The 12503-nt window shown below is 73.8% G+C and carries 11 protein-coding genes; 1 reads left to right on the top strand and 10 read right to left on the bottom strand.

Annotation, left to right across the window (positions count from 1 at the left end; all coding sequences use genetic code 11):
• Positions 1–111 precede the first annotated feature (111 nt).
• The 8 genes from K304_RS26655 to K304_RS26650 all read right to left on the bottom strand — a co-directional run bounded on the left by K304_RS26655 (position 112) and on the right by K304_RS26650 (position 8117).
• Positions 112–1461, bottom strand: a complete 1350-nt coding sequence (locus K304_RS26655) for an FAD-dependent monooxygenase (RefSeq protein ID WP_037788920.1) — start codon at positions 1459–1461, stop codon at positions 112–114.
• A gap of 68 nt (positions 1462–1529) precedes the next feature.
• The gene (locus K304_RS0101090) at positions 1530–1874 is read right to left on the bottom strand and encodes an MmcQ/YjbR family DNA-binding protein (RefSeq protein ID WP_078528300.1); all 345 of its coding nucleotides are present in this window, start codon (positions 1872–1874) and stop codon (positions 1530–1532) included.
• Positions 1875–2094: 220 nt separating this feature from the next.
• A complete protein-coding gene (gene nfi, locus K304_RS0101085) occupies positions 2095–2802 on the bottom strand; it encodes a deoxyribonuclease V (protein ID WP_027762229.1) in 708 nt (235 codons plus the stop codon).
• A gap of 27 nt (positions 2803–2829) precedes the next feature.
• Entirely contained in the window at positions 2830–3855 is a 1026-nt protein-coding gene (locus K304_RS0101080) for a glycoside hydrolase family 130 protein (RefSeq protein ID WP_078528297.1), read from the bottom strand.
• A gap of 67 nt (positions 3856–3922) precedes the next feature.
• Positions 3923–4798 carry a carbohydrate ABC transporter permease gene (locus tag K304_RS0101075; protein ID WP_078528212.1) on the bottom strand — a complete coding sequence of 292 codons (876 nt, stop codon included), beginning with the start codon at positions 4796–4798 and terminating at the stop codon, positions 3923–3925.
• Between the two features lie 6 nt (positions 4799–4804).
• Positions 4805–5722: a carbohydrate ABC transporter permease gene (locus K304_RS0101070; protein WP_027762226.1), complete on the bottom strand. Its 918-nt coding sequence runs from the start codon at positions 5720–5722 to the stop codon at positions 4805–4807.
• Complete coding sequence (locus K304_RS0101065; RefSeq protein WP_027762225.1) at positions 5719–7008, bottom strand: extracellular solute-binding protein; 1290 nt, start codon at positions 7006–7008, stop codon at positions 5719–5721. The genes K304_RS0101070 and K304_RS0101065 overlap by 4 nt, the downstream gene beginning before the upstream one ends.
• Positions 7005–8117 (bottom strand): LacI family DNA-binding transcriptional regulator, encoded by a 1113-nt coding sequence (locus K304_RS26650; protein ID WP_078528209.1) that lies wholly within the window; start codon positions 8115–8117, stop codon positions 7005–7007. Before K304_RS26650 ends, K304_RS0101065 begins: the two co-directional genes overlap by 4 nt.
• 252 nt (positions 8118–8369) lie before the next feature.
• On the opposite strand from K304_RS26650, the gene K304_RS0101055 reads away from it, so the two are divergent.
• Positions 8370–10493, top strand: a complete 2124-nt coding sequence (locus tag K304_RS0101055; protein WP_051307619.1) for a hypothetical protein — start codon at positions 8370–8372, stop codon at positions 10491–10493.
• On the opposite strand, the gene K304_RS0101050 is transcribed toward K304_RS0101055, so the two are convergent.
• A complete protein-coding gene (locus tag K304_RS0101050; protein ID WP_027762223.1) occupies positions 10474–11265 on the bottom strand; it encodes an arylamine N-acetyltransferase family protein in 792 nt (263 codons plus the stop codon). The genes K304_RS0101055 and K304_RS0101050 overlap by 20 nt on opposite strands.
• Before the next feature lie 109 nt (positions 11266–11374).
• A complete protein-coding gene (locus K304_RS0101045) occupies positions 11375–12490 on the bottom strand; it encodes a DUF6242 domain-containing protein (RefSeq protein WP_051307617.1) in 1116 nt (371 codons plus the stop codon).
• Positions 12491–12503 lie beyond the last annotated feature (13 nt).

Here is a 12503-nt window from a genome sequence, read left to right as displayed (position 1 = left end):
GGGGGAACGGCCGGTGGGGACGGCCGTTGCCCAGCGCTTACATTGACATGTCTGCGCCAGGCGTTAGCCAGCATCACGGAATGGCAAAGCGGCGGCAAGGTGTGTTTCCGGTCACGTCCGCGACCCGCCTCCCACCAGCGCACGGAGGGCCATGTCGGGCCGCATGAGCCGGCTCGGCGGATCGAGCAGATTGGACACACGGGTGAAGGTCCGGGCCACTGAGGCATCGTGCTCGGCCGCCGCCTGCAGGCGGGCCATATAGCGGTTGACCAGTCCGTTCACGGCGGTCCGACGCCCCTCGACGCCCGGGAAGGCGAGGTCCGCCCCGGCGGCCATCTGCCACGGGGCGTCCACAACCGGCCGAATGTCCGAGAAGAAGCGTTTGGAATCCGGTGCCGCCCCTCCGGCCAGCTGTCGCCGCAACACCCGCGCCTGGAGGGCGGCGACGCTCATCCCCTGCCCGTAGAGCGGGTTGAAGCTGCACACGGCGTCGCCGACCACCAGCAGCCCCGCCGGGAACCGGCGCAGCCGCTCGTACCGGCGGCGCACGCTGTACGGGAAGCGGTGCAGCACCGGGTCGTCGAGCGGCTCCGCGGCCTCCACCACCTCGTGCACGTCCGGCCGGGACAGCGACTTGGCGAAGTTGCGGTAGCCCTGGTCGTCGGTGGGCGGGTGGTCGCCGAGCAGCCCGAAGAGCGTGACGACGAACCGGTCACCCTCGACGACCTGCACGAACGCGCCACGCAGGCTGTCCTGTGTGGGCCCGAGGATCACCGCCACGTCGCCGTCGAGCATGCCCGGCTCCCGGCGGTAGTGCCGGGTGACATACGCCAGGTCGACGCCCACCCGTTCCTCGACGGGCTCGTCGTAGCCCAGCTCGGCGATCCGGTGCGGCGTGCGCGAGCCGCGGCCGGTCGCGTCCACGACCAGGTCGGCGGCGAGGCTCTCCTCCGCGGCGCCCTCGGCGAGCGGCCGCACCCGTACGCCGGTCACCCGGGTGCGGTCGTCCGATGCCTCCAGGCCCACCACCTCGGTGCGTTCGCGCAACCGGACGCCGGGATGGGCGGCGAGACGGCGGCGCACGTAGCTCTCCAGGAACGGGCGGCTCGCGGCGAGGCCCGTCAGCCCGATGGGCGTCTGTTTCAGGCGGCGGCCCATGGTGAAGAACCGCAGGTCGCCGAGGACGTCGCCGGTCGGCACACCGGCCGCCACGAGTTCGCCGGTGGCACCCGGCAGCAGCTCCTCGATGGCCTCCCGGCCCGCGGCGAGCAGGCCGTGCGCGTGCCGCCCCTGCGGTACCCCGCGCCGCGGCTCCGAACTCGTTTCGGTGCGGAGTGCGTCCCTGTCGCACACGATCACTTCGCCGTACGCCTCGGTGAGCGCCTGCGCGGCCAGCAGCCCCGCGATGCTCCCGCCCAGTACGACGGCGACCCCGCCTGCGCTGCTCTGCCCGTCCGTCACGTGCGCCTCCCTGTTCGCGCTGTGGAGGCGCACAGATTAGGCCGCGCGGCCGGTTTCGGTCCCCCGCCTCACCTGGAGTCGAGGAGTGCCACCAGTTTCTTGGGCGCGATGAGGCGGTAGCTCTCCTCGGTCCACTCGCACAGCAGGTCCGGGGCGGGCGCACCCTTCTCCTCCAGCGGCACGGACACCCATCCCGACCGTCCCAGGCCGTAGCCGGCGGGCGCCGCCCCGGGGAAGGACAGCGCGTGCTCGTGGAGGTCGGGATCCCGGAGCTTGAGGGTGACGCCGAGGGGGTAGTCGCCGCCGTCGTTGCCGAGGAAGACGAAGATCTTCTTGTTGACCTTGACGACGGCGTCGTCCTCCCACGGGAACTCCTCGGCCGCGCCGGGCAGGCCGAGCGCGAAGTCCCGCACCGCGTCGCGTGCGCGCACCGCCGCCTTCGGCGGGGGTCCGGGCGTCTCCTTCTTGGGGCTCACGCCCTCACGGTACGCGCCCCCGCCGACATGCGCCCCGTATCGGCCCCCGTATCGGGCTTCTTCACCTCGGCCCGACCTCGGCCCGACCTCGGCCCGACCTGCGGTCCGGGGTCGCAGGGCCGTCCCCGGCAGCGGTGACCGGGCGGGGCCGGGGGCGCTACGGCGCCGCGCGCAACGCGGCGCGGCAGAGGGCGTCCGCGCGCCGCGTGGTCTCCGGCAGCCGGTACCGCGGCGCCAGCGCCATCACGTGCGCGCACGCGGCGCGCAGGGACACCGCGTGGCCGACGGACACGAAGACCGGCTTCACCCCGGCCCGGGTCCGCAGCGCCCACCCGACCTCCTCCTCGCCGTCCAGCAGCGGTGCGCCGTCGCCGCGCTCCTCCCCCACCGGACCGTGCCGGTAGAGGAAGGGCGACTTGGCCACCCCGATCGAGGGGACGCCGGTCAGCACGCCGAGGTGGCTGGCGAGTCCGAAGCGCTTCGGGTGCGCCAGCCCGTACCCGTCGCAGACGAGCAGGCCGGGCCGGTGCCGCAGCCGGGACAACGCGTCGGCCGCGGCGGGAATCTCGCGGAAGGCGAGCAGCCCCGGCACGTAGGGGAACGCCACCCGGGCCCGTGCCGTGGCCTGCTCGACGACCTCCAGGGTCGCCGCGTCGAGGGTGACGGCCGCGGCGGCCACGGCGTCCCGGTCGTCGTCGTAGGCGACGTCGACGCCGGTGACGAGCGTCCCGGGGGCGCCGGGGGCCGGAGCCCGGTCCGCGCGCTCGACCCGCTGCCGCATCGCGTCCTGCACGGCGAGCGCCTCCGCCTCGGTGCGCGGCCAGGGCGCGCCGGGCGGCGTCCCGCGGCCGGTGATCACGTCCATGACCGCGCACCCTAACGCTGCCCGCGGTCAGCCGCCGACGCGGTCCAGGCGGGCGACGCCGATGTGCGCGTCGGCCATGCCGTAGAACACGTACCGGACTCCGTCGACCTCTTCGATCGCCGTGGGGAAGACGACGTTGGGCACGGTGCCGGACTTCTCCTCCTCGGTCTCCGGGGCGAGCATCGGCGCGTCGCTGCGGGCCAGCACCCGGCTGACGTCCTCGGGGTCGAGGATCATCGCGCCGGCGGAGTAGGTGAGCCGCTGCTGGTCCTGCGGGTCGTGGCTGTCGGCCATCGCCCCGGCGACGCCGTGGTGGAGGAGCAGCCAGCCCTCCTCGACCCGGATCGGTGCCGGGCCGGCGCCGATCTTCAGCTCCTCCCAGGGGTGTTCGGACAGCGCCACCAGCCGGTGGTCGCGCAGCCGCACCAGCGCGGTGACGTCTCGCTCCACCTCGGCGGCGGGCACGTACGACACCCAGATGCCGGGGCGGTCGTCCGTGACCCCGGCCGGGAGGTGGACGCCCTCGCCGTCGCGGAACCAGCCGAGGTCCCACATCGGACGGTGCAGCATGGCGTAGGCGGGTTCGCCGTCGGGGCCGGGCACCGGCTCGGGGAAGAGGACGGCGTCCTTGTTCGGGAAGAGGTTCAGGTCGGTGTCCAGGCCGGCCTGGTAGGCGAAGTGCATGGGCCCCAGGCGCCGCCAGTCGCGCAGGTCCTCGGACACGGCGAAGGCCAGCCGCGGGCCGAGCGGCCCGTAGGCGACGTAGGTCATCACGTGCAGGCCGAGGCGCGGCACCCAGGTGATGCGCGGGTCCTCGGTGCCCGCGTTGTTCAGCCCGCGCTCCCAGCCCTCGTCGGGGGCGAGGACGACGCCGCGCCGCTCGACGCCCGTGGGCACGCCGTCCGTGAGGGTCACCTCCGCGAGGCCCACACGGGAGACGTTGCCCTCCGCCACGATGCGGGGCAGCAGGTGGAGCCGGCCGTCGGGGGTGCGTCCGCTGGCCGGGTTGAGGACGCCTTCGGCCTCGTTCGGGTCCGCGGGGTCGGGCGCCATGACGATGCCGAGGCGGGTGAGGGTGTAGGGGATGTCGGTGCGAGTGGAGATGTCGGTGCTCAAGAGGTCAACCCTTCACGCCTGAGCCGATGTCGGTGGACAGGAAGCGGCGCTGGAACGCGAGGAACAGCGCCACGGCCGGGCCGGCGAGGACGCACGCCCCGGCGAGGATCGCGCCGTACGGGTTGGCTGCCCGCCCGGCGACGTTGGAGATGTAGTTGGCGAGCGCGACCGCGAGCGGCTGCATGTCCGGGTCCTTGGTGACCAGGAACGGCCACAGGAACTCGTTCCACGGACCGATGAAGGTGAGCAGAACGGTCGTCAGCAGCGCGGGCCTGCACAGCGGGACGGCGATCCGCAGCATGATCTTCAGCTCGCTCGCGCCGTCGATCCGGGCGGCCTCGAACAGCTCGCGCGGGAGCTGGAGGAAGAACTGCCGGAAGACGAACACCGCCGTGGAGTTGATCGCGAACGGCAGGATCATCCCGAGGTGGGTGTCGGCGAGGCCGTAGCCGCGCACGATCAGGACGTACAGCGGGATCATCAACAGGTGGAACGGCACGAGCTGCACCAACAGCACGGTGCCGAAGACCGCGCCGCGCCCCCGGAAGTGCATCTGGGCCAGGGCGTATCCGGCCATCAGGCCGAACACGACGGTGCACAGCAGCACTCCCCCGGTGAAGACGCCGGAGTTGGCCAGCGCCCGCAGCAGCGGCACCCGTTCGTTGATGGCCGCGTAGTTGGCGAAGGTCAGGGACGACGGGTCGGGCACGATCGCCGACGGGTCGGAGCTGGGCTCGGGCTGCAGCGAGCCGATCACCATGTAGGCGAAGGGGAAGAGGAAGACGACGGCGCCGGCGGTCAGCAGCAGCAGGCGTACGGTCCGGCTCCTGCCGCGACGCCGGACGGGCCCGGTGGTGGCGGCGGCGGTGGTGGCGTGCATGCCGTGTCAGCCCCTCTCCAGCAGCTTGCGGTTGACCAGCGACACCAGCAGCACGAAGAGCACGAGCAGCACGCCGATCGCGGCCGCCACGTCCGGCTCCCCCTGCTCGATGCCGCGCTGGTACATCAGCAGCACCGGCGAGGCGGAGGCGCCGTCCGGTCCGCCGCCCCCGGTGAGCAGGTAGGGCTCGGTGAACAGGTTGGCGCCGGTGATGGTCGCGACAATGACGACCAGCGTGGTGGCGGGCCGTACGCCGGGGACGGTCACCGCCCAGAACGTGCGCAGCCGCGAGGCGCCGTCGATGCCCGCGGACTCGTACAGCTCCTTCGGGACGTTCTGCAGCGCGGCGAGGTAGAGCATGATGAAGAACCCGAGCTGCTTCCAGGCGACGAACACGGCGATCAGCGGCATGGCCAGGGTGCTGTTGACCAGCCAGGACGGCTCGGGGGCGAGCGGGCCGAGCACCTCGTTGACCAGTCCGCCGGTGCTGAACAGCCAGAGCCACACGCCCACCACCGCGACGGAGGCCGTGATGTAGGGCACGTAGTAGGCGGCGCGGAAGAAGGCGCGCAGCGGCAGCTTGGCGTTGAGGGCGGCGGCCAGCACGAGGGAGAGACCGGCCGTCAGCGGCACGTTGATGAGCAGGAAGACGATCACGTTGCCGAACGCCTGCCGGACGTCGGGGTCCGTCAGCACCGTCGCGTAGTTGTCCAGGCCCACGAAGGGGTGCTCGACGACCGCGGTGGGCGCGGCGAAGAAGTAGTCGTGGAAGGACATCCACACCGCGAAGCCGAAGGGATAGGCGAACACCACGGCCACGAAGGCGAGGTAGGGGCCGACGAACCCCAGCCCGAGGAGGTTGCGGCCCAGGGCGCCCCCCGTGGGCCGCCGCGCCGCCCCGGGCCGGGCTCCGCCGCGCGTCACTGCCGCGCCGCCAGCTTCTCGGCCTGGTCCGCGGCCTTCCGCAGCGCGTCGGACGGGTCTTCCTTGCCGAAGATCACCGAGCGCGAGTAGGCGTCGCGGAAGGTCTGCCAGACGGTGATCGAGTTGGGCACGCTGGGCACCTCGACGGTGCGGGACGCGGCCTCGGCGTACGGGGTGTACTGCGGCTTCTTCTCGAAGAAGTCCGCGTACGCGGTGGTGAGGTCCTCGCGCACGGGCATCTGGCCTGTCAGCTCCAGCAGCTTGCCGTCCTGCTGCTCACCGGTGGCGAACTTCAGCACGTCCCAGGCGGTGGCCCGGTTCTGGCAGGAGGTGTACATGCCGACGGACTTGGCGTCGCTGAAGGTGCGGGTCTGCTCGGCCGGAACGCCCTTCGAGGTGGGGACGGGCACCGTGCCGAAGTCGACCTTGCCGTCGTACACCTTGAGCGCCCACGGGCCGGCGATGGTCATCGCGGCCTCGCCGTCGGCGAAGGCGTCGCCGTTGTACTTCTCCTTCTGCGAGTACCCCTCGGCGTACATGGTGTGCCAGAAGTCGGCGACGCGCCGCCCCTCGGGGCCGTCGAAGGTGGCCTCGCCGTCCTCGAGGAGTTGGCTGCCGCCGCTCTCCGCGGCGAACAGCGGGTAGAAGTCGAACCAGGGCTGGAAGAACTCGGAGCTGGGAGCGGGCCAGAGGGCGGCCTTGACGCCGCCGTCCTCCACCAGCTTCTTCGAGGCGGCGTGGACGTCGTCGTAGGTGGCGAGGCGCGGGTCCGAGGGGTCCAGTCCGGCCTTCTCGAAGACCTTCTTGTTGTAGGAGATCATCACCGGGTTGGACTTCCACGGCAGCTGGTGGTACTTGCCGTCCTCGGAGGTGTACTGACCGGCGAGCGCCCCGGAACGCTTCTCGATGTGCTCGGCGGCGCCGGGGAAGTCGTTCAGCGGCACCAGCCCGCCCTGCTTGTGGAACTTCGGCACGGCGGCCGGGGCGGTGTTGAAGACCAGGCAGGGCGCGTTGCCCGCGGTGATGGCGGCGCCGATGACCTCCTCGGAGGACTTGCCGGCCGGGATCTCCTGGGCGGTGACCTTCTGGTCCGGATGGTCGGCGTTCCACGCCTTCACCATCTGCTCGGCCCAGGCGATCTCCTCCGGGTTGTTGGCGTACCAGATCTTGATCGGCCCCCGGGACTTCGCGGCCTCGTCGCTGCTCTGGCCGGAACCGGTGCCGCAGGCCGCCAGTGGCAGCACCAGCAGTGCGGCGGCGAGGGGAAGGGCGCGGGCGCGTTTCATGCGGGACTCCCTGGTTCGGGTGCGGTGGGCGCGGAGGGTGGGGAGAGCGGGGGCGGGGAGGCGGGCGTGCCGGGGGTGCTCCGCGGCGGTGCGGTGGAGCGCCGTGGGACGAGCTCTGCGGGCGGCAGCGCGACGTGGTCCGTGGTGCCGCCGTCCGGCTGTTCCACGTGGCGCAGGAGCAGGCGGGCGGCGGCCCGGCCCATGCCGAGCGCGTCCACCCGCACGGTCGTCAGCGGCGGATGGACGTGGCCGGCGAGTTCGGTGTCGTCGAAGCCGGTGACGGAGAGGTCGTCGGGGATGCGCAGGCCCCGCTCGTGGGCGACCGTGATGCCGGCGATGGCCATCAGGTCGTTGGCGTAGACGATGGCGGTGGGTGCCTCGGGGGATGCGAGGAGCCCGCGGGTGGCGGTGGCGCCGCCGGCCGCGGTGAAGTCGCCGACGACCTCCGGGCCGGGCGGCAGGCCGAGGCCCGTCATCGCCTCCCGGAAGGCGGCGCGACGGCCGCTGCCGTGCACGAACTCCTGCGGTCCGGCGACGTGCGCGATGCGCCGGTGGCCGAGCCCGGCGAGGTGCTCGACGACGGCGCTGACGCCGCTGCGCTCGTCCAGCGTGACGGCCGGGAACGGCGCGTCGGCGTGGGGGAGTTGCAGGGTGACGGCGGGAAGTCGCAGATCGGTCAGGAGCTTCAGCCGCGGGTCGGTCCCGACGCGCAGGTCGGTGAGGAACACCCCGTCGACGCGGCCGTCGGCGGCGAGCCGCCGGTAGCCCTCGGCCTCCTCCTCCCACCCGCCGGTGACCACGCGCAGCAGCAGGGCGTACCCGGCCTCGGCCAGTTCGGTCTCGACGCCGGCGATGAAGGCGGGGAAGAACGGGTCGGCGCCGAGCAGTTCGGGCGGGCGGGCCATCACCAGGCCGAGCGCGAAGGCGCGGGAATGGGACAGCGCCCGGGCCCGGTGACTGGGGCGGAAGCCCAGTTCCTCGGCGGCGGCGAGGATGCGGGCCTTGGTGGCCGGGGCGACGCCGGGCCGGTCGTTGAGCGCGAAGGACACCGTGCCCTTGGAGACGCCCGCGGCGCGGGCGACGTCGGCGATCGTCGGGCTTCTGCGCACGGGCTCTCCAGGCGGGCCGGGGTCGGCGGGCGGTCTGCGGGGCGCCGGAGGGCCGTGGGGACCTCGGGCGGCGGTCACGCTGCGTGGTGCTCGTGGGTTACCAAACCGGTTTGAACGTTTCCCTGTCAAGACGTTCCGCGCCTTGTTTTCAAACCGGTTTGAAGATAGGACCTACCCCGACACGATCTGCCCCGAGGACAGCGGAGGCCGGGCATGCGGGTACGTTCAGCAAGAGCCGTGCGAGGGCGCGGCGTGACGGTGTCGCTGCTGGTGGCACTGGGTCTGGTGACCGGCGTCGCGGTCGCCCCGGCGGCCGTTCCCGAGCTGCGCCCGGCCGGCTCGGCGGCCGGGCGGCACGACCGCCTCACCAACCTGGCGCACCTGGACTTCCTCCGGGACTCGGTCACTCCGCCCGTCCAGGACGGTCACTCCACGTACGGGCCCGCCGACGAGCCGGTCGGCGTGCTGTGGACGTACGCGGAACCGGACCCGGCCCATCCGGACGGCCCGTACCGCAGGATCGGCGGCGGTACGTACGACGAGAAGACCGGCACCTGGTCGCAGGGCGCCTTCAACGCGGACGACGTCTCCCGCGCGGCCGTCGTCCACCTGCGGCACCACCGGGCCCACGGCGACGAGCACAGCCGCCGCGCCGCCCGCGACCTGCTGCGCGGCCTGACCTATCTCCAGACCACCACCGGCCCGGACGCCGGGAACGTGGTGCTCTGGATGCAGCCGGACGGCACCCTCAACCGCAGCGCCGAGCCGAAGGAGGAGCCCGACCCCTCCGACTCGGCGCCCTCGTACTGGCTGGCCCGCACGGTGTGGGCGCTCGGCGAGGGGTACGCGGCGCTGAAGGACACCGACCCGGACTTCGCCCGCTTCCTGCGTGAACGGCTGCTGCTGGCCGTGGACGCGCTGGACCGGCAGGTGCTGGACCCGCACTACGACACGTACCTGCGGGCCGACGGACGGCGGGTGCCGGCCTGGCTCATCGCGGACGGCGCGGACGCCACGGGCGAGGCGCTGCTGGGCCTGTCGGCGTACCTCGAGGCCGCGGAGGACGGAAGCGGCGACGAGGTCGGCGAGGGCGGGGAGGACGGAGAGGACCGCGCGGTACGGCGCGCGCTGCGGCAGTTCGCCCGCGGGGTCGCCGAGCAGTCCGCCGGCGGCACCCGCACGTGGCCGTTCGGCGCGGTCCTGCCGTGGGCGAAGTCCCGCACGATGTGGCACGGCTGGGGCGGCCTCGCCCCCGCCGGGCTGGCCCGCGCCGCCGACGTGCTGGACGACCGCACGCTGCTGCGGCCCGCCGTCCGGGACGCCGCCTCCTTCACCCCGCACCTGCTGGTCGCCGGGGGGCCGGACAACGGGTGGCTCCCCACCCCGGGCGACCGTTCGCAGATCGCCTACGGCGCCGACTCACGGGTGCAGACCCTGCTGGCCGTCGCCGGGGAGACCGGGCGCCCCGGCCTGCGCGCCGTCGCGGCCGCGGCGGCGTCCTGGTACTTCGGCGCCAACCCGGCCGGCGCCCGGATGTACGACCCGGCGACCGGCCGCACCTACGACGGGGTGAACGCCGACGGCACGGTGAACCGCAACTCCGGTGCCGAGTCGACCATCCACGGACTGCTGACGATGCTCGCCCTGGACGACGCCCCGGGCGTGCGCGACGGCGCCCGGGTCGCCCGGGTGACGGCGCGGGAGACGGGGCGGACGGTCGAGGCCGAGGACGCCCGTCCCGGCGAGGGGGCCCGGGTCGTGACCCCCGGGTCCGCCTGGACCGGCGAGAGTCAATGGAGCGGCGGCGCCTACGTCGCCCTGGCCGACGGCGGGCGACTGCGCGTGGGCGCGGGCGAAGCCGGCGGGCAGGACCGGCTCGTGCTCCCCGTCGTGCACCGGGCGGAGAACCGCACGGGTGGGGACACGCGCTGGCGCGACGGCGACGGCGACGGCGACGGCGACGGGCGGACGCTGGGCACGGTGCGGCACGACGGTGCCGGGACGCAGGGCGTCACCGCCGTACCGGGAGCCCTGGAGATGGTCACCCTGCCTCGCGTACTGGCCGACGGCGAGGGGGAGTTGACGGTCACGGCGCGCAGCACGGGCGGCGCGGAGGCACGGGTCGACGCGGTCGTGCTGCAACCGCTGGTCGAGCACCTGGTGACGGCGAGCGAGGACGGCCGGCACGGCCGCGCCCTGCTGCGCAGCTTCGCCACCGACCGCCGCACGGTGATGCTCGCCGTGCCCGGCGACGGCCCGGCGACCGTGAGCGTCCACGACGCGACCGGCCGCCTCGTGGACCGGTCGCACAGCCGGCCCGGTACGGAGGTGAGGGTGGCCCTGGCTCCCGGCGGTTTCACGGTCGTGACGCGCTGAGCAGCACGGGTTCGCGGTCCAGGGCGAGGCCGAAGTGGTCGCGGTAGGCGGCCAGCGCCTCGTCCTGGTCCGCGAGTTCGCGTTCCTCCCGCCGGCCGTCGGGCGCGCTGAGGACCAGGGTCCGGCCGCTGAGGGTGGCCCGTCCACCCTCAGCGGTGAGCCGGGAGCAGACCAGGGAGCGTGTGAAGTGCGACCGCGGCGAGGTCCGGTTGTACCAGCAGCCCACCTCGAAGTCCCGGAGCGCGCGGGCCCGTCGCTCCAACCGGTACTGCGGACTGCCGTCCTGGAGCACGTCCAGGTCGCCCTCGGCGGCCGGGACCAGCCGGAACGTCCCGCCGGGGTCGTGCTGGTCACCGGTCCCGGCCAGGTCGAGCGGGTGGTGGCTGTGCTTGCCGAACCCGACGTCGGCCAGCCACGCCGATCCGTCGGCGGCCTCGACGCGCAGCGCCAGGTGGTCGTACGGGATGCCGGGGCGCCCGTCGGAGAACACCCGCGCGGCGAGCCGGGTCACCCGGTAGCCGAGGGTGTCCAGCAGCGCGGCGAAGGCCCCGTTGAGCTCGTAGCAGAAGCCGCCCCGCCGGGCGCCGACGATCTTGTCCACCAGCGCCTCGTCGGTGAGGACGATGTCCTCGCCCAGGTGGATCGACAGGTTCTCGAAGGGGACGGTGGTCAGGTGACGGCGGTGCAGGTCCCGCAGTGCCTCCGCCGTCGCGCCCTCCGGGCGCTCGGCTCCGATCCGCTCCAGGTACGCCGCCACCGCCGCATCGTCCATCCGTCCAGTATCCCCGCCGGACGCGGATGCCGGACGCCGGGCCCGGGCCAGGGCCAGGGGCGGTCCCGGCGTCCGGCGTCCGGCGGCAGAGCGCGCCGCGGTGAGCGCGCTACCAGCCCAGACGGGCGACGCGGCCGTCCTCGCCGGACGCCCAGCAGGCGAGGTCGGCGGTGCAGTCGACCGTGTCGAACGAGCCGTCGTCGACGGTGTGCCAGGTGCGGCCGCCGGTCAGGGTGACGTCGGTGCCGGTGGGGCCGACGGCCAGCGCGAGGTGACGGGAGCACGGCAGCCACGCGGCGCCGGAACGGTACTCGGGCACCGGACGGTCGCTGACCCGCCAGGTGGCGCCGCCGTCGGTGCTGACGGCGGAGGCGTTCGGCGAGGGCTCGCCCGGCTCGTAGTCGCCGCCCACCGCGAGGCCGTGCCGCCGGTCGCGGAAGGCGAGGGCGAAGACGCCCCGGGCCGGTTCGCCGGCCGGGATCGCGGCGTCGGAGACGGTCCAGGTGCGGCCGCGGTCGGCGGAGTGGTAGATCCGGGCCGTCTCCGCGCCTCCGCCGGCCATCCACACGTCGCGGGAGCCGTGAGCGACCAGGCACTGGCCGCTGGCGGCGAAGTTGTACTCGCCGGTCTGCGCGGGCGGCATGCCGTCGTCGGGGAGCACCTCCCAGCTCCGGCCGCCGTCGTCGGTGGACAGGATGCGGAAACGGCCGTCGACGGGGTCGCTCACGGCCAGTCCGTGACGCCGGTCGAAGAAGGTCATGCAGTTGTAGAACGCCGTGGGCGTGTCGTTGCGGAAGGTCTCCTTCCAGGTGGCGCCGCCGTCGTCGGTGCGGAAGACCCGGGAGTCCTCCCCCGCCCCGATCGCCAGCACCACGGCGCTGCGCGCGCCGAAGGCCTCCACGTCGCGGAACTCCAGTTCCTGCCCGGGCGGAGAGACGTCCTGCCAGCCGCGGCCGCCGTCCGTGGTGCGCAGCACCGTGCCGCCGCTGCCCGCCACCCAGGCGGTCCGGCGGTCGACCGCGTCCAGGCCGCGGAAGCGGGAGTCGGTACCGGTGTCCTTCAGCGACCAGACGGAGCCCGAATCCGCGCCGCCCAGCAGCCTCGCGAGGTCGCCGCGCGCCTCGCGCGCGCCCCGCTCGTCCGCGGTGGCCGCGCCCGTGCCGAGCAACGCGACCGTCACCGCCCCGCACACCGTGGCCGACACCGTACGCCTCAGCTTGCCCATGCCTGTCATGGGC

This window comes from Streptomyces sp. CNS606, assembly GCF_000426325.1.
Note: the sequence above shows the minus strand (reverse complement) of the source record. Positions and strands in the feature narration are given on the sequence as shown.